This window comes from Hymenobacter humi (genome assembly GCF_042665855.1).
GTDB lineage: Bacteria > Bacteroidota > Bacteroidia > Cytophagales > Hymenobacteraceae > Hymenobacter > Hymenobacter humi.
The window spans coordinates 4233572-4255867 of record NZ_JBHTEK010000001.1 but is presented as its reverse complement, the minus strand read 5'-3'; the positions used below and the strand labels follow the sequence as shown (position 1 = coordinate 4255867).

Below are 22296 nucleotides of genomic sequence, written 5' to 3'. Positions count from 1 at the left end.
GCCGTAGGTCAGGCGCAGGCTCTCGATGGGGGTGTACTCGTCCTGAGCGTAGAAGCCCAGGCCTGAGCAGCTTTGAATTTAGCCTCGCCTTTGTCGGCGGTGGGGTAGCTCGACGTTACGCTCGTGGCTTTGCCCTGCTCGAAGTTGGCGATGGAGGTGAAGGTGTAGTAGCCGGCGCCGTTGTTGAGGAACAGGTTGCGGAACTTGAAGCCTTCGTTGTGGGTACCGATGGTGATGGTGTGCTTGCCGAAAGCCTTGGTCAGGTTGTCGGTTACTTCCACGATGTCCTGGTCGAGTTGGTTGGCTACCGAGTGCGGTCCTGGCCCAGGTTGTAAGTGATGCCGTTGTCAACAATCTGGAAAGCCGGGCCGGCCTGGCCTACTACGTCGCGCGAGTCGCGGATAGCGGTGTAAGTCAGGATGAGCTTGTTGGAGAAACCGCCCAAGAAGCGCGAGTTCAATTCGGCAACGGTGCTGTTGGTTTTGTTGCTGAACTTGTAAGCGTTGTTGCCAAAACGGAAGTTGTTCGACGTCCGGCCGATGTTGTCGTCGAAGGCATCTACGTAGTTGTGACGCAGCGTCAGGGTGTTGTTCTCGGAAAGGTTGAAGTCCAGGCGGCCGAAAATCTTGTTGCTTTCGGTGCGAGCCGTGATGTCGCCGTAGGAGCCCACGTCGTAGCGACCGTAGAGGTCGGTGTTGGCGGCGGCGGCAATGCGCTGCACGTTGGCGATGGTCACGCGCGATTCGGGGCTGCCGGGCGTGAAGGCCAGCGGCGTAGCGTTGCGGGCAATCTCGCCGTTCAGGAAGAAGAACACCTTGTCTTTAACCACGGCACCACCTACCCGGAAGCCGGTCTGGTAGTTGTAGAAGTCAGCGGCTTTGGTGCGGGGTTCGGTTACGCTTTTGCCGATGGTGTTCTGGTTACGGCCAAAGCCGTAGATAGAAGCAGACAGGTCGTTGGAGCCCGAGCGGGTAATGGCATTCACGCCACCGCCGGTGAAGTTGCCCATCGTGACGTCGTAAGGCGCCAATACTACCTGAATCTGGTCGATGGCGTCGAGGGCGATGGGGTTGGTGCCAGCCTGGCCGCCGGGAGTGCCCGAGCCGGCAAGACCGAATACGTCGTTGTTTACCGCGCCGTCGATGGTGATGTTGTTGTAGCGGTTGTTAGAACCACCGAACGACGAGCGCCGGCGCCGCCAGCCTGAGGAGTCAGGCGCGTGAAGTCGGTCAGCGAGCGGCTCAGGGTGGGCAGACGGTTAATCTGCTCGCGGCTCACGCTGGTCTCGGCGCCGGTGCGGCTCGAGTTGATAACGCGGTCACGCTGTTGCGTCACCACTACTTCGGCCAGGCTCGGTGGTGGCGTCGCTCAATTTCTGGTCGAAACGCAAGCTCTGGCCCAGGGTCAGGTTGATGTCGTTCCGGGTCACGTCCTTAAAACCTACGAAAGTTACCCGTACCGTGTACGGACCGCCTACGCGCATGCCCTGAATGTTGAAGCGGCCGTCGGAGTTGGTCGGCGCTACGTACTGCGTGTTGGTGGGCGTGTGCACGGCGATAACCGTGGCGCCCGGCAGGCCCGCACCGTCTTTGTCGGTGATGGTGCCGTTCATGGCCGCCGTGGTGGAGCCCTGGCTCCAGCCCAGGCGGGCGGTGAAGAGCATCAACGCCAACAATAATACGTGGCGTAAACGTAAATTATTCATAAAAAAGGGTTGGTGGAAATTGTGAGCTTGATGAAAGCGGGGCAAAGATAACGCCAGCGTAGCGAGGCTGGCATTACAGTAATTTTACTATTCATCGGAATCCGCACACCGGACCGATTATGCCGCAAAGGTAGCAGGCATATTTCACAATTGGGGCCTCACGGCCCGAATAAACCGGCTTAGGTAGTAGTCAGATTCCAAGCTGTTTTCTACCACTCCCAGCGAGGTAGAAGCATGAATAAAGTCAACCCCTTCTTCGTCTACTACCGTCACCAGGCCCACGTGGGTGATGGTGCGGCTGCCGGGCGAGCCCCCGAAAAAACCAAATCGCCGGGTTGGAGCTCCGTGGCCCGGATGGGGATGCCCCACACGGCCTGTTCGTTGGACGAGCGCGGAATGCTGACCCCGGCCTGGTTGAACGAAAGCTGCAGCAGGCCCGAGCAGTCGAGGCCCAGGCGGGTAGTGCCCCCGTAGAGGTACGGCGTGCCTTGGTAGGAGCGGGCCGTTTCTATCACGCTAGCCAGGGTGCCGGTGGCGCTGCCCCGGCGCACGGGGCGTTTGGTCACCACCTTGGTTTTGCCGCCGCTCGGGGCCCGGCCCACCACTTTGGACTTGCCGGCGGGGCGGGCGTAGCGGCCGGCCTTCTTGAGCCGAACCATTTCGCGGGCCGAACGGTACTGCCCGTCGCGGTAATTGAGCTTGCGCTGGCAGCTCGCCAGCCAGAGCAAAGCCAGCAGCAGTAGCGGTAGTATCTTCGTTGTCACCCTCCCCATTGGCTGCAAATATAGTTTGTGCGGCCTGTCCAGTTTATCCGCAGATGCAATTCAACGCCCTGACCCCTGAATTAATTGTCGAGTTTGAGGCCATTGTCGGCCCCGCGCACGTGCTTACCGCCCAGCGCGCCGAGGCCGACGTGTACGCCGGCTACGGCCGCGACCACACCGAAGACCTGCACTTTGCGCCGGACGTGGTGCTACGCCCGGCCGATGCCCAGGAAATCAGCCAAATCATGCGCCTGTGCCACGAGCGCAGCATTCCCGTCACGCCCCGGGGCGCCGGCACGGGCCTGAGCGGCGGCGCCCTGCCCATTCACCACGGCGTGGTGCTGAGCACCGAGCGGCTCAACAAAATCATTCAGATTGACGAGCGCAACCTGCAGGCCACCGTGGAGCCCGGCGTGGTAAACGAGGCCTTCCAGAACGCCGTGAAGGAAGTTGGACTGTTTTACCCGCCCGACCCGGCCAGCAAAGGCAGCTGCTTTTGGGCGGCAACCTGGCCCACAGCAGCGGCGGCCCCAAAGCCGTGAAATACGGCACCACCCGCGACTACGTGCTCAACCTGCAAGTGGTGCTGCCCACCGGCGAAATCATCTGGACGGCTGCCAACACCCTGAAAAACTCCACGGGCTACAACCTCACGCAACTCATGGTAGGCTCCGAGGGCACGCTGGGTATCATCACGCAGGTGGTGTTCCGGCTCTTGCCCTTTCCGCAGCAGAATATTCTGATGCTGGTGCCCTTTCGGCAGGAGGAGCAGGCGGCCGATGCGGTTTCGGCCGTGTTTCGGGCAGGTATCATCCCCTCGGGCATGGAATTTATGGAGCGCGAGGCCATTGCCTGGTCTTCCGATTACCTGAATATTCCGCTCACGCTGCCTGAAGACATCAAGGCCCACTTACTAATTGAACTGGATGGCCAGGACCTGGAACAGCTCTATAAGGAAGCCGAGCAGGTATATGAAGTGCTCGAGAAGTACGACGTGGGCGAAATCCTGCTGGCCGACAACGCCACGCAGAAAGACGAACTCTGGAAAATCCGCCGCAACATCGGCAATTCGGTGCGCTACAACTCGGTGTACAAGGAAGAAGACACCGTGGTGCCCCGCGCCGAACTGCCCACGCTCCTGAAGGGCGTAAAGGAAATCGGGGCCCGCTACGGCTTCAAAAGCGTTTGCTACGGCCACGCCGGCGACGGCAACCTACACGTCAACATCATCCGCGGCGACCTCGACGACGACATGTGGAACGTGGGCCTGCGCCAGCCCATCACCGAAATATTTGAGCTGTGTGTAAAGCTTGGCGGTACCATTTCCGGTGAGCACGGCATTGGGCTGGTACAGAAAGGCTATATCGGCATCGCTCTGGCCGAAACCAACCTCAACCTGATGCGCGGCATCAAAAGCGTGTTTGACCCGAAAGGGATTCTGAATCCGGGGAAGATTTTCTAAGTGGTTTCGTGGCGGGGAACCTCACCCCGGCCCCTCTCCAAAAGAGAGGGGAGCCTGATGTCAATTCAATGAATAGGAAAAGCCTTGGCCCAATATTGAGCCAAGGCTTTTTGTTGGTAGAAATTGAGCTAACCCTTGTGCCGTGGCTCCCCTCTCTTTTGGAGAGGGGCCGGGGGTGAGGTGCCGCCTCAATGAACTTTTACGCCACCACAGTAGGCTTCATCTTGGGGGCCACGCGCTTGTGCGTAGCCTGCTCATATGCGTAGCCCAGGGCCAGCAATTGGCCTTCGTGGTAGGCGGGGCCCACAAAAGACAAGCCCACCGGCAACCCCAGCACCTGGCCCATGGGCACGGTGAGGTGTGGATAGCCGGCCATGGCGGCCGGCGACGAGAAATCCACCCCCGTCGAGTAGTCCCCATTCACCCAATCAATGCACCACGCCGGGCCGGTGGTCACGCCTACAATGGCCGTGAGTGGTTGTCGTGCAGCAGGCCATCCAGCACCTTGCGCGACTCAGTCACGGTTTTCTGCACGGCGGCTTTGTACTTGGGATTGTTCAGGCCGTCGGTTTTTTCGGAGTCAATCAGAATTTCCTGCTTGAAAAACGGCATGGCCTCGGCCTCATGCGCCTTGTTGAAGGCAATGACATCGGCCAGATTGCGCACGGAGGCGCCGGCAGTGGCCAGGTACTTATTCACGCCGTCCTTAAACTCGTACAGCAGCACGTCAAATTCGGCCTCACCGAGTGGGTTGACCTTTTTAACCAGCTCAACTTCCACGATGGTGGCACCTTGGGCCTTTAAGGCAGCAACGGCTTCTTTCAGAAGTGCCGCGATGGCGGGCGGGCCATTCAGGTGCGCTTTTTCCACACCGAGGCGCTGGCCTTTTAGAGCATCGGCCTTGAGAAACGTAGTGTAATCAGCCGGAGCCGCGGTGGGGTTGGGCAGTTTGGCCGGGTCGGCTGGGTCGGGGCCGGCCAGGGCACCCAGGAGAATGGCCGCGTCGCGCACGGTGCGGGCCATGGGTCCGGCGGTGTCCTGGGTGCTGGAAATTGGGATGATACCGCTGCGGCTCAACAAACCCACCGTAGGCTTGAGCCCCACCAAGCCGTTGCAGGCCGAAGGCGACACAACGGACCCATCGGTTTCGGTGCCAATGGCCACGGCGCACAGGTTGGCCGAAGCCGCCACGCCCGAGCCGGAACTAGAGCCGCTGGTGGAGCGGTCCAGGGCGTAGGGATTGCGGCTTTGGCGGCCGCGGCTGCTCCAGCCGCTCACCGAGCGCGTGGAGCGGAAGTTGGCCCACTCGCTCAGGTTGGTTCTGCCCAGGAGCACCGCGCCGGCGGCCCGCAGCTTCTGCACGATAAAGGCGTCCTGCTTGGCCTTGTGCCCGGCCAGCGCCAGCGCCCCGGCCGTGGTCATCATCTGGTCGCCGCTGTCAATATTGTCCTTGATAAGCACCGGAATGCCGTGCAGGGGCCCGCGCACCTTGCCGGCTTTCCGTTCCTTGTCGAGCCCATCGGCAATGGCCAGGGCATCGGGGTTGGTTTCGATGACGGCCCGCAGCATGGGGCCCTGCTCATTCAGCGCCTTAATCCGGCTCAGGTATTTCTCACATAGGCTGCGGGCAGTTTCCGTGCCCTTGGCCATGCGGTCCTGCAAGTCGGCCACGGTGGCTTCGTGAAGGGCAAATGGCTCCGCATCATCGGAGCCGCCAGCGGTTGGAACTCCGGCAGTAGCCTCGTCCGTTACCTTGTCGGTGGTTGACTGACAGGCAACGGCAGCAGGCAACAGCGCGGCGGTGAGCGCGGCACGGGTGCCGTGATTCAAAAAAGACGACGGTCCATAACAGAAGCAAACAAAGCAGAGTAGGAGCGGGGCAAGTGCCCCGCTCAGCAATAATACTGCGCAATCGGTTGCTGTGTATCCCGCCGGGTCTATGCCTGGCCAAGCATGACAACTCCTGGAAGTAGCTCAAAAAACAAGCCGGCCCAATTGAGCCGGCTTGGTCATTCTCATGCTGGAGGGGAAAAAGGCCGCCGCCAGCTTTTTTACGATTGTTGCCCTTTGAGCAGGTCCTCGCCACCGTAGGGGGCACCCATGGTGATGTCGCCCCGAAGGCCACCTTCGGTGCTTTGGCCAGGCCCCTGGTTAGGCTGGCGGGACGTGGTGGTATTTTCGGTGGCGCTGGCAGAATCGCCGGCCGGAGCGTTGGTAGCAGCGTCGGTCGGAACGGTATTGGTGGGCGTGTCTGTACCAGTGCCGGTGGTAATTTCTGCAGCCCGGGCAATGTAGCGCTGCTTGGCTTCCTCCTCGGGTAGCCCTTTAAACTGATTCCACGAGTCCCACTGGGCCTGCGAAAGGCCCACCCGGCCATCGGCCTGGTCGGCGGCGGAGGAGTTTACCTCGCCGGGCTTCATATTGACGTCGCCTTCGGTGGCTTGTTTGTACAGGCCGTACAGCTCATTCATGTGCTCGGCAGCGACGCTGGGCGGCAGATTATCTACTTTTTTGGCGGCAGCCTTAAATTGTTCGTCGATATTCATGGGCGGGGAGGAAATGAAGGAAAAGAGTGGGGAAGTGAGGAATAGCCAGGGCGGAGAAACGCCAAATCGGGTTTAGCCGAACTGTGCAAAACCCCGTAAAGGCAGCGGATTCTAGGAAATGGACAGCCATTTGCGCTGTTGACAATACCCCATGGCTGGCCTTTAGGTTGCGGGGGCGTACTTTTGCGAGCTATTATGTGCGGAATAACTGGAGTATTTGCCTTTACGGAAACGGGTCGTCATTCACTGGCCAACCTGCAAGCGTCTACCGACGCCATCATTCGCCGCGGTCCCGACTCGGAGGGCCACTTTGTGTACGACCAGTGCGGGCTGGGCTTCCGGCGCTTAGCCATCCTCGACCTCTCGGCCGATGGCAACCAGCCCATGAGCGACGCCTCGGCCCGGTATACCATCGTCTTCAACGGTGAGATTTTCAACTTCCGCGAGCTGCGGGAGAAGCTGATAAAGCGCGGCTGCACGTTTCACTCGCAGACCGATACCGAGGTCATCCTCCAGCTGTACATCACCGAAGGCCGGGGCTTCATCAAAAAGCTGAACGGCTTTTTCGGCCTGGCCATCTTCGATAAAGAGGAAAATTCGCTCTTCATCGCCCGCGACCGGTACGGCGTCAAGCCCCTGCTCATTTACCGCGACGAGGACAAGCTGTTCTTCGCTTCGGAAATGAAGTCGATGATGGCGCTCGGTGTGCCCCGCAAGATTGATTTCGTGGCCCTGAGCCAGTACCTGCAGCTCAACTACATCCCCGGCCCGGCCAGCATTTTCAAGGGCGTAAAGAAGCTGCTGCCCGGCCACTACCTCTACATCAAGGACGGCAAGGTGGTGGGCAAAGCCTGGTATAAAATCCCCTACGACCCGAAGAAAGTCGCCAAAAACAAGCTCAGCTACGAGCAGCAGCAAGCCAAGTTGGTTGAGCTGATGGACGGCGCTGTGCAGCGCCGCCTCGTGGCCGACGTGCCCCTCGGTGCTTTCCTGAGCGGTGGCATCGACTCGAGCGTGATTACGGCCCTGGCCGCACGCCACACGCCACACCTGAACACGTTCAGCATCGGTTTCAAAGACGAGCCTTTCTTCGACGAAACTAAGTACGCCAACCTGGTTGCGGCCCGCCACAAAACCAACCACACGGTTTTCTCGCTGACCAATAACGACCTGTACGAGCACATCCACGACATGCTCTCGTACCTGGACGAGCCATTTGCCGACTCTTCGGCCCTGGCCGTGTACATCCTCAGCCAGCGCACCCGCCAGAAAGTAACCGTGGCCCTGAGCGGAGACGGCGCCGATGAAATGTTCGGCGGCTACAACAAGCACATGGGCGAGTTTAAGGTGCGCCAGGGCGGCTTCAAGGCCGAAGCCGTGACGGGGCTCAACTTCCTGTGGGACATCTTGCCCAAGTCGCGCAACTCCTTCATCGGCAACCGGGTGCGGCAGCTACAACGCTTTTCGCGCGGCATGCTGGCCGGTGTCAAGGACCGGTACTGGGACTGGGCCTCCTTTACCTCGGCCAGCGATGCCCGCAACCTGCTCAGCGCCGCCAGCCGCCGCAAAATAGGCAAGAAAGCGGCCGTCAAGCGCCGTAAAGACATCCTCGAGCATCTGCACGCCGACGGCGACCTTAACGAGGTGCTGCTCACCGACATGAGTTTGGTGCTGCCCTACGACATGCTCACCAAAGTCGACCTGATGAGCATGGCCAACTCGCTGGAAGTGCGCACCCCGTTCCTCGACTACAAAGTGGTTGACTTCGCCTTTTCGCTGCCGGTCAGCAGCAAAGTCGATGCGACCATGAAGAAGCGCATCGTGCAGGACGCCTTCCGCTCCGAGCTACCCGTTGAGCTGTACGACCGGCCCAAGCACGGTTTCGAGGTTCCTTTGCTGAAGTGGATGCGCGGCGAGTGCGCTCCCTCATCGAAGACGACCTGTTGCGCGATGAGTTCATCGAAGCCCAGGGCATTTTCGATGTCACAGCCATCCGTGCGCTCAAAGCCCAGTTGTTCTCGCGCAGCCCCGGCGATGTGCACGCCCGCATCTGGGGCCTCATCGTCTTCCAGACCTGGTGGAAGCAGTACATGGCCTAAGCCCTTGCTAACCCGCGGGCTTCAATGGTGGCATCGGCTGGGCCGGCTGCAGCAGCTCGGGCTATTGGCCGGAATTGGGCTGACGCTGCTACGGCTCAGTTTAATCGGTACAGGCACCATGGCTTTTATTGATGAGCGCCGCTACATCACGGCCATGCTGGGCCTACGGGCACTGGGCGAAGGCCACGTACAGGAGTTTCTTCAGGCCATAAACTCCATGGGGGCCCGCCCGGGCGAAGGCCTGTGGCGGGTTATTCCTGGTTTGGGACAGGCCGCGCTGCTCGTGCTTTTCCAGCTCAACCCCAATGCGCCGCCTTCCCTGCAAGTGCCCCAGGCGTTCAATGTGCTCGTAATGAGCCTGAACGCCGGGCTGCTTTATGCCATTTGCCGGCGGTTTTTCAGCGCTGGTTTCGCCCTGCTGGGCGTAGCCTTGTACTCGAGCCTGGTGAATACGAATGTGTACCTGCGCCACATTCTTCCCTACGACCATTCCCTGTTCTTCTTTTTGCTGGCGCTTTGGCTCCTACTCAAGCAAATGGAGCGCAAGGGCAACTGGGGCTACCTGGCGGTCGGCCTGCTCTCCGGGTTTAGCTACGGGGTATATCCTGGCTACTTTATGGGGCCACTGGCGCTGCTGGCACTGGCCATACTATTCAGCTTTGCACCCACGTCTCCGGTTAGCGATGGCAAAAGAACGGTTTGGATTAAGCCTGTGGCTATGCAGTTAGCAGGCCTAGTTGCAATGCTAGCCATGTTCGAAGGATTGGCTCAACTTGCCGACTCTTCATACTTTGCCAGCAGCCGCTACATCGCAACCACTGTCACCCAAGGCAGCTTTGACGAGGGGTTTGCCTTTATTCTGAAGTACTTCTGGGAAGTTGAAGGAATAGTAGGAGCGGGCGTTCTGCTTCTATTTAGTCTTGGGCTGTTTCTGAGTGTTGCTCAGTGGCGCGGGGCATTTGCTCAGCCCAACGTGGACTTATGGGGACAAAGTCTACTGGCGGGTATTCTGGTTGTTGGCTTTGCTTCATGGCTAGGGTATGCACTCCTCGTTCAGGTCGCACACCAACTGGTTTTCTACGGGCGCATCATCCACTTCTTCGTTCCATTCCTCATACTGGGGGTTATCGCGGCCCTGCAATGGGCTGCCAATCAATGGGAAACGGGTAAGCCCTTCTTGCTGGCAGGCGGTTGGGCTGTTGCCATATGGCACTTTGGGACTTTCTACAACGCGTACCAGGCAGTGTCTTACCCCTGCGATGTTGCCTACAAGATGGGTATATACGATGTACGGCAGGTAGCCAACAGCGAAGCCACCGGATGCGATAGCAACGTTATTCCATATAGGCTATTTGGCCCTCCCATTCGCGACCAGCGCACTTTTCAGGACCCCCAATTCAAGTTGGTAAACTTTGCTTACCTCTTTCCTCTAAGCTGTTACCAAACCATTGCCTCCTCCCAAAGCGAGGTTGTGGCCTCTGTTCCCTACTTCATGAAGTACGCTCCTTATCAATTTGAGGGGCATAACGCAAAACAACGCAGGCTATTACGAAACCATGGTTATGTTTTTCGAGTAATGCGCTCGGATTGATGCAAAGAATGGCCTTGGTTCTGGGCTTTTGTTTGCAATAATTCTAAGACCCGGGGAGGCACTTGCCACTCCGTGCAGCTCCTAATAGATAGCCAAGGGCTAAATTTGCAAGGTTGACTACTGATTACTCCGCTTTAAGTATCTTATGAAAATAGCAATTGTTGGCACCGGCTACGTCGGTCTGGTTACGGGTACGTGCTTTGCCGAAGTAGGCATTGATGTGACCTGCGTCGACATCGACCAAAAGAAAATTGATAATCTGCACCAGGGCATTCTGCCCATTTACGAGCCCGGCCTGGAGGAAATGGTGAGCCGCAACGTCGAAAAAGGCCGTCTGCACTTTTCAACCAGCTTAGCTACTGCCATTCAGGATTGTGACGTGGCCTTTATTGCAGTTGGCACCCCTCCCGGCGAAGACGGCTCGGCCGACTTGAAATATGTGCTAGCTGTGGCCCGTGGCATTGGTGAAAGCATGAACAGCTACGGCGTCATCGTTACCAAAAGCACCGTGCCAGTGGGCACCGCCGCTAAAGTGCGCGCTGAAATTGAGAAAGCCCTGGAAAAGCGCGGAGCTGACATTGAGTTTGATGTTGCTTCCAACCCGGAATTTCTAAAGGAAGGCGCCGCCATCGACGACTTCCTCAAGCCCGACCGCATCGTGGTGGGCGTGGCTTCGGAGCGCGCCGAAGACGTAATGAGCAAGCTCTACAAGCCCTTCCTGCTCAACGGCCACCCCATCATCTTCATGGACATCCCGTCCGCGGAAATGACGAAATACGCAGCCAACTCTATGCTGGCCACCAAAATCAGCTTCATGAACGACGTGGCCAACCTATGCGAAATCATGGGGGCCGACGTCAACAAAGTGCGCCAGGGCATCGGCTCCGACGCCCGCATTGGCACCAAGTTTATTTACCCCGGTATCGGCTACGGCGGCTCCTGCTTCCCCAAAGACGTAAAGGCGCTGATAAAAACAGCTCAGGAAAATGGCTACGACATGCAGGTGCTGCGCGCCGTGGAAGAGGTAAATGAGCAACAGAAGTCGGTACTGTTCGACAAGGTGAGCCGGCACTTCGCCGGTGAGTTGCGCGGCCTGAAAATGGCCATCTGGGGCCTGTCCTTCAAACCCAAAACGGACGACATGCGCGAGGCGCCGTCGCTGGTTATCATCGAAAAGCTGCTGGCTGCCGGCTGCATCGTAACGGCCTACGACCCCGTGGCCATGCCCGAAGCCCGCCATACCCTCGGCGACTCAATTACTTATGCCAAGGACGAATTCGCTGCCCTGATTGACGCCGACGCTTTGCTCGTGGTGACCGAATGGCCGGATTTCCGCTCGCCCAATTTTGAGGTAGTTGGCCGCCTGATGAAGCAGAAAGTGATTTTTGACGGTCGTAACATCTACGAAGCGGCCGAATTGAAAGAGCTCGGCTTTGCGTACCATTGCATCGGGGTAAGAACCGAGCACCGCGAGCCGGCAGCTACTCAGGTCCTGAAATAAATGTCATGCTGACGAAGGCAGCACCTTATCACGCTGCCTTCGTTAGTATTCTTAACTTTCCCGGAACAAGCGAGATAAGACACTTGGCTCCGCCTAGCATGATATAGTGAATACCGAAGAAAAAAACGCGTCCTGATTACCGGTGGAGCTGGTTTCCTGGGCTCTCACCTTTGCGACCGGTTCCTGGCAGAAGGCTTTCACGTCATCGCCATGGACAACCTAATTACGGGTTCGCTCCAGAACATTGAGCACTTGTTTGGTCGCCCGGATTTTGAGTTTCATCAATCCGACGTGAGCAAGTTTGTGTTCGTGCCCGGTAAGCTCGATTACATCCTGCACTTCGCCTCGCCGGCATCGCCGATTGACTACCTCAAGATTCCGATTCAGACCCTGAAAGTGGGTTCGCTGGGAACGCACAACCTGCTGGGCTTGGCGCGCGTGAAAGGCGCCCGCATGCTGATTGCCAGCACCTCGGAGGTTTACGGCGACCCGGAAATACATCCGCAGGTAGAAGAATACTTCGGCAACGTGAACCCTGTGGGCCCGCGCGGCTGCTACGATGAAGCCAAGCGCTTCCAGGAGGCCATCACCATGGCCTACCACAACCACCACGGCCTGGAGACGCGCATCATTCGCATCTTCAACACTTACGGCCCGCGCATGCGCCTCGACGACGGCCGCGTGCTGCCAGCATTCCTCTCGCAGGCCCTGCGTGGCGAGAACCTGACCGTATTCGGCGACGGCTCCCAGACACGCTCGTTCTGCTACGTTGACGACCTGGTGGAAGGCATTTATCGCCTGCTGTTGAGTGACTACCACCTGCCGGTGAATATCGGCAACCCCTCGGAAATCACCATCAAGGAGTTCGGTGAAGAAATTGCCCGCCTTACCGGCGTCGAATTCAAGCCTACCTATCAGGCCCTGCCCGAGAACGACCCCATGAAGCGCCGGCCCGACATTACCAAAGCCAAGGAAATCCTGGGCTGGGAGCCCAAGGTAGACCGCGCCGAAGGCTTGCGCCGCACACTGGAGTATTTTAAAGAGCACGTAAAGTAACTTGGACAAGTGAGGCCAGGTAGAAAACTGTTGTCGAAAAGTGCTCAGCTGAGATAAGTACAAAAAACAGCCGTGCTTTTCAGTGAACTGATTTTGCAAAGAAGCAAGTTAGCCGAGGCAATTCAGCGAGTGAGACGACTACGCTTCGGAGTGGCTACATCTATGGTCCAACTACGGTGCAGCCACGGCATAAATAGCTTAGTACTTTAGCAGGAGTGAAGGATTGTAATCCAGTTAGCTCTGGTTAGTAAAATACAATACAGGAAAGGAGCCATGCTTTTGCCGCGTGGCTCCTTTACTTTGCGGGGGCGTCGAAGCTGCTAGTAGTACGGTCGGCCCATTTACTGCCCTTATCGCATATGTTCTCGAACATCCCCTATCTAATTCAATTTCCCAAGCTGGGCGACCAGTCAATCGGCTACATATCCGTAATTGAGCAGCAGCAGGTGGTGCCCTTCGAGATTAAGCGCATTTTCTGGACCTATTACACGCCGGAAAGCATAGTACGCGGCCGGCATGCCCACTATAGTACCGAGCAGGTTTTGGTTGCCGCCGCCGGGCGCATACTGGTGACCACGGAGCTGGCCAACGGGGAAATAGAGCTCTTCCGTCTCGAAGACCCCTGTGTGGGGCTATACGTGCCGCCGTGCGCGTGGCATACCATGCAGTATTCGCACTCGGCGGTGCAACTAGCGCTGGCTTCGCAGCCATACGACGAGTCTGATTACATCCGCGACCACAAGTTGTTTCAGGAGCGATGGAAAACCCCGCCTGAGCGCGCTGGTTGCGGCCCGGGCCGCTGCGTTGGCGTATTACTCCCCTACTATTTCCTGCGGCAGTACCCCTTGAGCGGCAGCAGGAGCTGTTTGGTACGGGGGCAGCCCGCCGGTGGCAACAGGGCGCGGGAGCAGAAATCGTGCACGCTGGGGATTCATCCAGGGCAGCGGAAGTCTATTGGCTGCTGCAGCAGCTGTCGTGGGATTCCGAGTACTTCGGCACGCCCATGTATCGCCTGTTTACCGGACTTTTTGAGCACCAGGCTGACGCGGCCGAGCTGGTGCGCGCGGCAGCGGCACTGCGGGAGCAGGCTCGCCGCTCGCCACGGAGCATTCTATATGTTCAGCGTAGTGCCTGCCGAGGATATCAGGCTGCTGCAGAGCCTCACCGGAGTTGGCTGGCAGCTGGTGGAGACCCGCCTGACGTATTATCGCGACCAGCTCCCGGCTTTCGACTACCCCCGCCACCCAGTGCGGGCTGCTAGGGCCGAAGAAGCCGCGCAGGTGGGCTGCGTAGCCGCCGCCGCCCGCAATCCCTACGACCGGTTCCATGCCGATGCGTGGTTTGGAGAGGCCCGCGCTGATGCTTACCTGGCCCGCTACGCCGAAAATACGGTGGCGGCCGGGCTGGCGGCAACCGTGCTGGTGCCCGATGAGCCGCCGCTGCCGCTCGACTCTTTTCTGGCCATCAGCGACCTCACTGGCGATGCTGCTGCCCTGGGCACGCGTCTCTCGCGGGTGCTGCTCACGGCCGTGGGCCCCGCCAACCGGGGCTGGCACGTGAAGCTGATGGCCGAAACGGTGCACCGGGCTCGGGCTCTGGGGCAAGAAGCCGTGCTGATGACTACCCAGGCCACCAACCATGCGGTTTTTCGCTCCTGCGAGAAGCTGGGCTTCAAACTTGGAGCCACCAGCCACGTCTTGGCCTGCCATGGTCGCTAACTTTGCCTTATGAATCTTCCTTTTCTGAGCTTTGAGCCCCAGCATGCGCCCCTGAGGGAAGCCATGACAGCCGCTTTTAGCCGTGTCTACGATTCCTACTGGTACGTGCTGGGGGAGGAAGTCAGGCAGTTTGAGCAGGAGTACGCGGCTTTCAATCAAGTAGCGCACACGGTGGGCGTGGCCAACGGCCTGGACGCGCTGGTGCTGGCGCTGCGGGTACTGGAAATTGGCCCCGGCGATGAAGTAATCGTGCCTTCTAATACTTATATCGCTACCTGGCTGGCCGTGACGCAGGTAGGGGCCACGCCCGTGTCCGTCGAGCCCGATCCTGCTACCAGTAACCTCGACCCGGCTCGCATCGCTGCCGCGCTCACGCCGCGCACCCGCGCTATCATGCCGGTGCATCTCTACGGGCAGGCGTGCCGCATGACGGAAATTATGGCCCTGGCCGCGCGGCATAACCTGTACGTAGTCGAAGACAATGCCCAGGCCCAGGGCGCGGCATTTGCCGGCCGGCTCACCGGCAGCTTCGGGCACGCCAATGGCACCAGCTTCTACCCCGGAAAAACCTGGGGGCCCTTGGCGATGCCGGTGCCGTGACCACCAACGATGCCGAGGTGGCTCACAAAGTGCAAGTGCTGCGCAACTACGGCTCGCAGCAGAAATACTATAACGAAGTGGTGGGTTATAACTCCCGCCTCGACGAGCCTGCAGGCTGCTCTGCTCCGCGTAAAGCTGCCGCACCTGCCGGAGTGGACGCGGCAGCGCCAGCAAGTAGCCGCCTGGTACGACCAGCACCTGGCTGGTATTCCCGACCTGCGCCTGCCGGCCGTGGCCGACGGCGCCACCCACGTCTACCACCTCTACGTGGTACACACGCCCCGACGCGCCGCCCTGCAGCAGCACCTCACGGCCCAAGGCATCGGCAGCATGATTCATTACCCGGTGCCGCCCCACTTGCAGCAGGCTTACCAGACGCTCGGGTTTGAGCCCGGCAGCTTTCCCATTGCTGAGGAGCTGGCCAATACCTGCCTGAGCCTGCCCATGTGGCCGGGCATGAGCGAAGCGCACGTAGCCGCCGTGTCGACCGCCCTCAGAGGCATTTAGCACCATATGACATGTAGAGCGCAACGAAGCATCTCTCAATACCAACGCTGATTACTTCTCCGGTAGAGTTGCTTCGGCAAGCTCAGCATGACGGTCCTTTTATTTCCTGACAACTCACCAATGCCCAAGCTATCCGTCATCATTCCCTGCTACTTCAACGAGGATAATATCCCAGTGACGATTCAAGAGCCTGGTGGCCAACGAGGTAAATTTTCCGCCCGAAGTCACCTTTGAGTATGTATTCGTCAACGATGGCTCGGGCGATGACACCTTGGGCGCGCTGCAATGGGCACAGGCGCAGTATCCCGGTCGCATTCGCATCGTCGATTTGGCCGGCAATGTGGGCTCCTACAACGCTATTGTGGCCGGCATGGCCTACGCTACCGGTGACTGCCTGGCCGTCATCACCGCTGACCTGCAGGACCCGCCCGAACTGATGGTAAAGATGTATGACCACTGGCGGCAGGGATTTAAACTGGTTATCGGTAACCGCCAAGACCGCGAGGAAACCGGCCTCTCGCAAACCATGGCCAAGGTCTTTCACTGGCTGATGAAGAACCTGGCCCTGCGGAATATTCCCGACGGTGGCTTTGATTTTGTATTCTTTGACCGCCAAGTGGCCACCGAAGTCCTGAAGCTACACGAGCGCAACTCCAACGTGTTTTACCTTATGGTGTGGCTGGGCTTCGCTTATGTCAACATTCCCTACACCCGCCGCAAGCGGCAGATTGGCAAGTCGCGCTGGACGCTGTCTAAGAAGATTAAGCTGCTCATCGATTCGCTGATGGCCTTTTCCTTTGTCCCCATTCGGGCCATTTCGGTGCTGGGCCTGGGCCTCGGCGTGGTAGCGCTACTCTACGGCTTCTATGTCATAGTACTCAAAATAGCCCGGCCCGATGAGCCCGCCGGCTGGACCACGCTCATGGTGGTGCTGCTCTTTGTCTCGGCGTTTCAGATGATAGCGCTTGGGGTAATTGGTGAGTACGTGTGGCGTGGCCTCGATGCAGCACGCAAGCGGCCACTGTACGTGGTGAATAAAACGTATGAGGAAGCGCCCCGCCGCTAAATAGTGCAGTATACAATAGCGCGCAGTAGCCAGCTATTGGGGCACAATCCGTAGCAGCAGTTCAAGGTATTATGGCCGAGCTTGCGCCTGCAACTAGAGTGTTGCCGAAGCGGTTCGTATTTTTGTGGCAGTTTACCGATATAAAACATTCAGGCCATTTCCTAGTGCTGGTGTTGTTAACGACATGATATCAAATGTCTTTCGAAAAAAGAATGAAACGTGCAATTGTTACCGGGGTCACCGGTCAGGATGGAGCCTACCTGGTAGAACTGCTGCTTAGTAAGGGCTACGAAGTGCATGGCATCAAGCGCCGTTCTTCGCTTATCAATACCGAGCGCATCGATGCCCTCTATCAGGACCCCCACGAAAAAAACGTGCGCCTCACCCTGCACTACGGCGACCTTACGGACTCGACCAACCTGATTCGCATTGTGCAGCAGGTGCAGCCCGATGAGATTTACAACCTCGGGGCTATGTCGCACGTGAAAGTGTCGTTCGATACCCCCGAGTACACCGCCGACGTCGACGGGGTAGGCACCCTGCGCCTGCTCGAAGCCGTGCGCATTCTGGGCCTGACCAAAAAACCCGCATCTATCAGGCCAGTACTTCTGAGCTCTACGGCTTGGTGCAGGAGGTGCCGCAGTCCGAAACTACGCCCTTCTACCCCCGCTCGCCCTACGCCGTGGCCAAGCTCTACGGCTATTGGATAACAGTGAACTACCGCGAGGCTTACGGCATGTACGCCTGCAACGGCATCCTTTTTAATCACGAAAGCCCGCTGCGCGGCGAAACCTTCGTGACGCGTAAAATTACCCGTGCCGCTTCGCGCATTGCCCTGGGCCTGCAGGAAAAGCTGTACCTGGGCAACCTGGACGCTAAGCGCGACTGGGGCCACGCCAAAGACTATGTGGAAGCTATGTGGCGCATGCTACAACAGGATACGCCCGAGGATTATGTCATTGCCACGGGCGTTACCACCACCGTACGCGAGTTCGTGCGCTTGGCTTTTGCCGAATTGGGCATTGAAGTCGCTTTTGAAGGCGCGGGCGTTGCCGAAACCGGCCGGGTAGTAGTATGCCACCATGCCGATTTCCAGTTGCCAATAGGTGCTACTGTGGTACAAATCGACGAACGGTATTTCCGGCCTACCGAGGTAGAACTGCTAATCGGTGACCCTACTAAGGCCAAGCGGCAGGCGGGCTGGGAGCCAAGCTACGACCTGGCTGCCCTGGTGCGCGAAATGGTGCAGGCCGACCTGGAACTTTTCCGCCGCGATGCCTACCTCAAAGCCGGAGGGCATATTGTGAACAACGCGTTTGAATAATCCGTAAACCATTATCGGTTAGTGAATTATTTCTGGGATTTTGATTTTGGTAAGTGAACATAGACGCTAAAATATACGTGGCGGGCCACCGGGGCATGGTTGGTTCGGCAATTGTGCGCCGCCTGGAGCAGGCGGGTTACCACAACATCACCGTGCGGACTTCGCAAGAATTGGACCTGCGCAACCAAGCCGCGGTAGCCGAGTTCTTTACCCAAGAACGGCCCGACTACGTGGTACTTGCCGCTGCCAAAGTCGGCGGCATTATAGCCAATAATACCTACCGGGCCGATTTTTTGTACGACAACCTGCTGATTCAAAACAACGTCATCGGGCAAAGCCACTTGCACGACGTGCAGAAACTGTTGTTTCTGGGTTCGTCGTGCATTTACCCTAAAATGGCTCCGCAGCCTATTAAAGAGGAATACTTGCTCACTGGTCCCCTTGAACCTACCAATGAGCCTTACGCCATTGCCAAAATTGCGGGCCTGAAGCTGTGCGAGGCCTACCGCGCCCAATACGGCCGGCACTACATCAGCGCTATGCCCACCAACCTCTATGGGCCGGGCGACAACTACGACCTGCAAAATTCGCACGTGCTGCCCGCCCTGCTGCGCAAGTTCCACGAGGCGCGTGAGCAGAGGCGGCCCGAGGTAGAGCTCTGGGGCACGGGCACTCCCTACCGCGAGTTCCTGCACGTCGACGACCTAGCCGATGCCTGCCTGCACCTGCTGCTGCACTATGACGGCGCCGCACCCATAAACGTGGGCACAGGCGAAGACCTGACTATTCGCGAGCTAGCCGAAATGGTGCGCGATATTACTGGCTTTAAAGGATCCATTACTTTCGATAGGTCGAAACCTGACGGCACGCCCCGTAAACTTCTTGATGTGAGCCGTCTGCGTGACATGGGCTGGCAGCCCAAAATCGGCTTGCACGAGGGCGTCACAGCAGTCTATAAGGAGGTGTTTTTAGAACCAAAAGCAACTCAAGTAACGGAATAATTGAAAGAGGCGGCCCCAAAGGCTGCCTCTTTTTTGTGGTAGCCGCTGCAGCACATAACTTGCTCAAACTAATTGGAATAGCCTGTGCCTAGTGCCCAAGCCATTGTGCTTTCATGGCTCAACTATCGTCCGAACTTTGTGTTTGAGCTATCTTTGCAAGGCCAGGCGCTTACCCTTCGGGTTTTCGCCAAAAGCCTTAAGTTGCTTTTAGGCCTATTTTTACCATGCTGCTAACCCGCTACCTGTGCAATTAGCCGATGTTTTACGCGAGACGCCGCCCACGATGTCGAGTACGTCGGACGACGACTGGACTGAAGTAATTCAGCCGCGCACGCGGCTCCTGGACCTCGGACTGCGCGACGTGTGGCGCTACCGCGACCTAGTGCTGCTGTTTGTGCGCCGCGATTTTGTCTCGACCTACAAGCAGACGATTCTTGGACCCATCTGGTTTTTCATTCAGCCGCTGCTCACCACCATCACTTACATGGTGGTGTTTGGGGGCATTGCCAACCTGTCGACCGATGGGCTGCCCCAACTGCCCTTCTACCTGGCCGGGGTCACCATTTGGAACTACTTCGCCCAGACACTGACCACCGTTTCCACCGTGTTCACGGCCAACGCCGCCATCTTCGGTAAGGTGTATTTCCCGCGACTCACCATGCCGCTGTCCATTGTGGTGTCCAACCTCATTCGCTTCGGTATCCAATTTGCGCTGTTTTTGGCCGTGTGGGTGTATTATCTGGCGACGGATAACCGGTTGCATCCCAATCTTTACATCCTGCTTACGCCCGTGCTGCTGGTGCTGATGGGCTTGTTGGGCTTGGGGTTGGGCATGCTCTTCAGTGCGATGACTACCAAGTACCGCGACCTGGCTATGCTGCTCACTTTCGGAATACAGTTGCTAATGTATGCCACGCCGGTTATCTATCCGTTGTCGCAATTGCCTCTGAAGTACAAGGCGTTCGTGTTAGTTAACCCGCTTAGCTCAGTTGTCGAAACCTTCCGGTACGCTTTTCTCGGCTCCGGTATGTTTAGCTGGCTGGCCCTGGGCTACAGCACGGCGTTCACACTAGTCGTCCTACTAGTGGGCACCGTGGTTTTCAACAAAGTAGAAAAGAGTTTCACCGATACCGTGTAGCTGCGGCCCCGGCTGACGCCGCAGAAGCATGCCCTGAACTAGAGAGTAAAAGCATGAGTGATGTTGCCATCAAAGTTGAGAACCTGGGCAAGCTGTACCGCTTGGGTGAAATTGGGACCGGCACCCTCAGCCACGACCTAAACAGGGCCTGGGCTCGCTTGCGTGGCAAAGAGGACCCGTTCGCCAAAGTTGGCGAAACCAACGACCGCACCCAGAAGGGGGCAGTGACTTTGTGTGGTCGCTTAAAGACGTGAATTTCGAGGTAAAGCAGGGCGAGGTACTGGGAATTATCGGCCGCAACGGTGCCGGCAAGTCTACCCTGCTCAAAATTCTCTCCAAGGTTACGGCCCCCACCACAGGAAGCGTAAAGGTGCGCGGCCGCATCGCCTCCCTGCTTGAAGTGGGAACAGGCTTTCACCCAGAATTGACCGGTCGTGAGAACATCTTTCTCAACGGTGCCATCCTAGGCATGACCAAGACCGAAATACGGAGCAAATTCGACGAAATCGTGGACTTCTCCGGCGTGGAGCGGTACATTGATACTCCGGTGAAGCGATACAGCAGCGGTATGTACGTGCGCTTAGCTTTTGCAGTAGCGGCTTTTCTGGAACCCGAGATTCTGATTGTGGACGAGGTATTGGCTGTTGGCGACGCGGAGTTCCAAAAGAAGTGTATGGGGCGAATGAAAGACGTTAGCGTGAATGATGGACGAACGGTGTTGTTTGTTAGTCATAACATGTCTGCCATTGCCAGCATGTCAAATAGGATATGCTATTTCGAAAATGGCTCTTTGATTAAGGATGGGGGCGTCACGGATTGTATTAATTACTATCTGAGCGCTAATTCAACTAAGCGTGCCTTCACATTTGACAATAAAAAGTTACAAGACCCAGACTTGTTTATTACCAGTTTCAAATTCAAAGAGGTCGGATTGGGAAATGTATTCTACACCAGCAATCAAATTGATTTTACTTACGCTTATATTGTTAAGAGGGAAATACATGGGTTGCGCATAGGATTTGACATCATTGATAATCTAGATAACATTATTTTCAGGTCATTTCATGATGACTTAGATGACGACACTAGCCATTTTCTGCCGGGTAACTATGAAAGTTCGGGAGCCATACCCGCCAATCTTCTGAAAGAAGGAATATACAACTTTCGATTAAAAATAGGTGTGCATAATGTTAGATGGATAATTGATGAGCAAATCGAGTACGAGTTAAATATATCTAAAATAGATAGTTTAAATACTAACTATAATGACGACCGACCTGGTCTAATAATGCCCGCTATTAATTGGACTACTAAAACACTTTGAAATGAATAATTTCTTGCAGAGGGTTATCGGGTTCTCCGCCCGTAAATTGAATGCCGTCAATAATAGTCTTGAACAAAAAAAGCATCAGGCAGCAGAGTCCGCTGCGGAAACTGCCTGGCTTTCGAAGTTCAATGATTTAGAATATTTCGACCATAAATTGTTGGACGGAGTAACTATTCGCTTGTATAAGGACTCTGTACTGTCAAAACTTATCGCAGGTGGATTTGAGAACGAAGAAATCGACTTTTTGCGCCGTTATTTAAAGAAAGGTGATACCTTTCTCGATATTGGTGCTAATATTGGCTTGTTTTCGCTGGAAGCGGTAACCAAAGTCGGTCCTGAAGGGCGCATATTCTCATTTGAGCCCTCCCTAAGACGTTTGCACGCCTTAAGGAAAATATTGAAATCAACGATATTAAGACGGTTAATCCAATTAACATTGGCCTGTCTGATAGGGAAGACGTTCTGCAAATAAACGTATCGGAAAATGGGTATGATGCTTGGAATTCCTTCGCACATATTGACGATGGCAAATTTCATGCGACGGCAGAAGCAAGAGTGCGTAAACTGGATGATGTCATTAAAGATGAAAGTATTGGAGAGGTTGCTTTGGTGAAATTAGACGTTGAAGGCTGGGAAAAATTTGTGTTATACGGTGGCGAGCATTTCTTTAAGACGCAGTCGCCCGTGGTTATGGTTGAGTTTACGGAAAGTAATACTTTCGCCGCTGGGTATCAAGTGCAAGAGTTATTTGATATCCTGGAAAGCTGGGGTTATCACTGGTATCGCTATAAGAGTGGCGCTTTAGTGCCGGAAGTAAAACAGTTGCATTATCCGTACGATAACCTATTTGCAATTAAATCACTTGATGGTGCTCTTCAACGGTTGAAATAG

General features: G+C 56.8%; 20 protein-coding genes and 5 pseudogenes. 16 read left to right on the top strand and 9 right to left on the bottom strand.

The genetic code is table 11. The features are described from left to right. Positions 1 to 8: 8 nt before the first annotated feature. The 6 genes from ACFQT0_RS24050 to ACFQT0_RS24025 all read right to left on the bottom strand — a co-directional run bounded on the left by ACFQT0_RS24050 (position 9) and on the right by ACFQT0_RS24025 (position 2433). Positions 9 to 281, bottom strand: coding sequence for a hypothetical protein (locus tag ACFQT0_RS24050; protein WP_380205562.1), 273 nt, complete (start codon positions 279 to 281; stop codon positions 9 to 11). A 23-nt stretch (positions 282 to 304) separates the two neighbouring features. Continuing rightward, a complete protein-coding gene (locus tag ACFQT0_RS24045; protein WP_380205561.1) occupies positions 305 to 1009 on the bottom strand; it encodes a hypothetical protein in 705 nt (234 codons plus the stop codon). 119 nt (positions 1010 to 1128) lie between these two features. Then, positions 1129 to 1335 carry a hypothetical protein gene (locus ACFQT0_RS24040; RefSeq protein ID WP_380205560.1) on the bottom strand — a complete coding sequence of 69 codons (207 nt, stop codon included), beginning with the start codon at positions 1333 to 1335 and terminating at the stop codon, positions 1129 to 1131. After that, complete coding sequence (locus tag ACFQT0_RS24035; protein WP_380205559.1) at positions 1319 to 1663, bottom strand: carboxypeptidase-like regulatory domain-containing protein; 345 nt, start codon at positions 1661 to 1663, stop codon at positions 1319 to 1321. The genes ACFQT0_RS24040 and ACFQT0_RS24035 overlap by 17 nt, the downstream gene beginning before the upstream one ends. 186 nt (positions 1664 to 1849) lie before the next feature. Beyond that, on the bottom strand, positions 1850 to 1987 hold the full coding sequence (locus ACFQT0_RS24030) for a hypothetical protein (RefSeq protein ID WP_380205558.1): 138 nt from the start codon (positions 1985 to 1987) through the stop codon (positions 1850 to 1852). Beyond that, complete coding sequence (locus ACFQT0_RS24025) at positions 1975 to 2433, bottom strand: C40 family peptidase (protein ID WP_380205557.1); 459 nt, start codon at positions 2431 to 2433, stop codon at positions 1975 to 1977. Before ACFQT0_RS24025 ends, ACFQT0_RS24030 begins: the two co-directional genes overlap by 13 nt. 89 nt (positions 2434 to 2522) lie before the next feature. On the opposite strand from ACFQT0_RS24025, the pseudogene ACFQT0_RS24020 reads away from it, so the two are divergent. Then, a pseudogene (locus ACFQT0_RS24020) lies at positions 2523 to 3022 on the top strand (FAD-binding oxidoreductase); the annotation flags it as partial. Between the two features lie 108 nt (positions 3023 to 3130). Next, entirely contained in the window at positions 3131 to 3931 is an 801-nt protein-coding gene (locus ACFQT0_RS24015) for an FAD-binding oxidoreductase (RefSeq protein ID WP_380206124.1), read from the top strand. A 199-nt stretch (positions 3932 to 4130) separates the two neighbouring features. Here ACFQT0_RS24015 and ACFQT0_RS24010 read toward each other — a convergent pair whose 3' ends face one another. The 3 genes from ACFQT0_RS24010 to ACFQT0_RS24000 all read right to left on the bottom strand — a co-directional run bounded on the left by ACFQT0_RS24010 (position 4131) and on the right by ACFQT0_RS24000 (position 6477). Continuing rightward, on the bottom strand, positions 4131 to 4388 hold the full coding sequence (locus ACFQT0_RS24010; protein WP_380205556.1) for a hypothetical protein: 258 nt from the start codon (positions 4386 to 4388) through the stop codon (positions 4131 to 4133). Positions 4389 to 4390: 2 nt separating this feature from the next. Continuing rightward, on the bottom strand, positions 4391 to 5761 hold the full coding sequence (locus ACFQT0_RS24005; protein ID WP_380205555.1) for an amidase: 1371 nt from the start codon (positions 5759 to 5761) through the stop codon (positions 4391 to 4393). A gap of 221 nt (positions 5762 to 5982) precedes the next feature. Next, positions 5983 to 6477 carry an acyl-CoA-binding domain-containing protein gene (locus tag ACFQT0_RS24000; protein WP_380205554.1) on the bottom strand — a complete coding sequence of 165 codons (495 nt, stop codon included), beginning with the start codon at positions 6475 to 6477 and terminating at the stop codon, positions 5983 to 5985. A 195-nt stretch (positions 6478 to 6672) separates the two neighbouring features. Here ACFQT0_RS24000 and asnB point away from each other — a divergent pair. From asnB to ACFQT0_RS23935, 14 genes and pseudogenes are all read left to right on the top strand, one after another. Next, a pseudogene (asnB, locus tag ACFQT0_RS31750) lies at positions 6673 to 8576 on the top strand (asparagine synthase (glutamine-hydrolyzing)). Continuing rightward, positions 8458 to 10167, top strand: a complete 1710-nt coding sequence (locus ACFQT0_RS31745; protein WP_449272081.1) for a glycosyltransferase family 39 protein — start codon at positions 8458 to 8460, stop codon at positions 10165 to 10167. Before asnB ends, ACFQT0_RS31745 begins: the two are co-directional and overlap by 119 nt. A gap of 145 nt (positions 10168 to 10312) precedes the next feature. Further along, positions 10313 to 11668 carry a UDP-glucose dehydrogenase family protein gene (locus ACFQT0_RS23990; protein WP_380205552.1) on the top strand — a complete coding sequence of 452 codons (1356 nt, stop codon included), beginning with the start codon at positions 10313 to 10315 and terminating at the stop codon, positions 11666 to 11668. 132 nt (positions 11669 to 11800) lie between these two features. Then, positions 11801 to 12724: a UDP-glucuronic acid decarboxylase family protein gene (locus tag ACFQT0_RS23985; protein ID WP_380206123.1), complete on the top strand. Its 924-nt coding sequence runs from the start codon at positions 11801 to 11803 to the stop codon at positions 12722 to 12724. 359 nt (positions 12725 to 13083) lie between these two features. Further along, positions 13084 to 14442 carry a sugar 3,4-ketoisomerase gene (locus ACFQT0_RS23980; protein WP_380205551.1) on the top strand — a complete coding sequence of 453 codons (1359 nt, stop codon included), beginning with the start codon at positions 13084 to 13086 and terminating at the stop codon, positions 14440 to 14442. Between the two features lie 9 nt (positions 14443 to 14451). Next, a pseudogene (locus tag ACFQT0_RS23975) lies at positions 14452 to 15089 on the top strand (DegT/DnrJ/EryC1/StrS family aminotransferase); the annotation flags it as partial. Further along, complete coding sequence (locus tag ACFQT0_RS23970; protein ID WP_380206122.1) at positions 15052 to 15549, top strand: DegT/DnrJ/EryC1/StrS family aminotransferase; 498 nt, start codon at positions 15052 to 15054, stop codon at positions 15547 to 15549. The pseudogene ACFQT0_RS23975 and the gene ACFQT0_RS23970, both read left to right, overlap by 38 nt. Before the next feature lie 193 nt (positions 15550 to 15742). Continuing rightward, positions 15743 to 16615, top strand: a complete 873-nt coding sequence (locus ACFQT0_RS23965) for a glycosyltransferase family 2 protein (protein ID WP_380205550.1) — start codon at positions 15743 to 15745, stop codon at positions 16613 to 16615. Positions 16616 to 16809: 194 nt separating this feature from the next. After that, positions 16810 to 17939, top strand: a pseudogene (gmd, locus tag ACFQT0_RS23960) (GDP-mannose 4,6-dehydratase). A 53-nt stretch (positions 17940 to 17992) separates the two neighbouring features. Further along, the gene (gene fcl, locus ACFQT0_RS23955) at positions 17993 to 18940 is read left to right on the top strand and encodes a GDP-L-fucose synthase (protein ID WP_380205549.1); all 948 of its coding nucleotides are present in this window, start codon (positions 17993 to 17995) and stop codon (positions 18938 to 18940) included. 244 nt (positions 18941 to 19184) lie between these two features. Next, positions 19185 to 20078, top strand: a complete 894-nt coding sequence (locus ACFQT0_RS23950) for an ABC transporter permease (protein ID WP_380205548.1) — start codon at positions 19185 to 19187, stop codon at positions 20076 to 20078. Between the two features lie 53 nt (positions 20079 to 20131). Continuing rightward, positions 20132 to 20827: pseudogene (locus ACFQT0_RS23945) on the top strand (ABC transporter ATP-binding protein); the annotation flags it as partial. A 576-nt stretch (positions 20828 to 21403) separates the two neighbouring features. Beyond that, positions 21404 to 21877 (top strand): hypothetical protein, encoded by a 474-nt coding sequence (locus ACFQT0_RS23940; RefSeq protein ID WP_380205547.1) that lies wholly within the window; start codon positions 21404 to 21406, stop codon positions 21875 to 21877. Then, positions 21802 to 22296 carry an FkbM family methyltransferase gene (locus ACFQT0_RS23935; RefSeq protein ID WP_380206121.1) on the top strand — a complete coding sequence of 165 codons (495 nt, stop codon included), beginning with the start codon at positions 21802 to 21804 and terminating at the stop codon, positions 22294 to 22296. Before ACFQT0_RS23940 ends, ACFQT0_RS23935 begins: the two co-directional genes overlap by 76 nt.

Bases quoted from the DNA above. Each gene is read 5' to 3' on its own strand.
- ACFQT0_RS24045 (WP_380205561.1), bottom strand. From the start codon at position 1,009: ATGGGCAACTTCACCGGCGGTGGCGTGAATGCCATTACCCGCTCGGGC.
- ACFQT0_RS24035 (WP_380205559.1), bottom strand. From the start codon at position 1,663: ATGCTCTTCACCGCCCGCCTGGGCTGGAGCCAGGGCTCCACCACGGCG.
- ACFQT0_RS24015 (WP_380206124.1), top strand. From the start codon at position 3,131: ATGGTAGGCTCCGAGGGCACGCTGGGTATCATCACGCAGGTGGTGTTC.
- ACFQT0_RS24000 (WP_380205554.1), bottom strand. From the start codon at position 6,477: ATGAATATCGACGAACAATTTAAGGCTGCCGCCAAAAAAGTAGATAAT.
- ACFQT0_RS31745 (WP_449272081.1), top strand. From the start codon at position 8,458: ATGTCACAGCCATCCGTGCGCTCAAAGCCCAGTTGTTCTCGCGCAGCC.
- ACFQT0_RS23990 (WP_380205552.1), top strand. From the start codon at position 10,313: ATGAAAATAGCAATTGTTGGCACCGGCTACGTCGGTCTGGTTACGGGT.
- ACFQT0_RS23980 (WP_380205551.1), top strand. From the start codon at position 13,084: ATGTTCTCGAACATCCCCTATCTAATTCAATTTCCCAAGCTGGGCGAC.
- ACFQT0_RS23970 (WP_380206122.1), top strand. From the start codon at position 15,052: ATGCCGAGGTGGCTCACAAAGTGCAAGTGCTGCGCAACTACGGCTCGC.
- ACFQT0_RS23940 (WP_380205547.1), top strand. From the start codon at position 21,404: ATGAATAATTTCTTGCAGAGGGTTATCGGGTTCTCCGCCCGTAAATTG.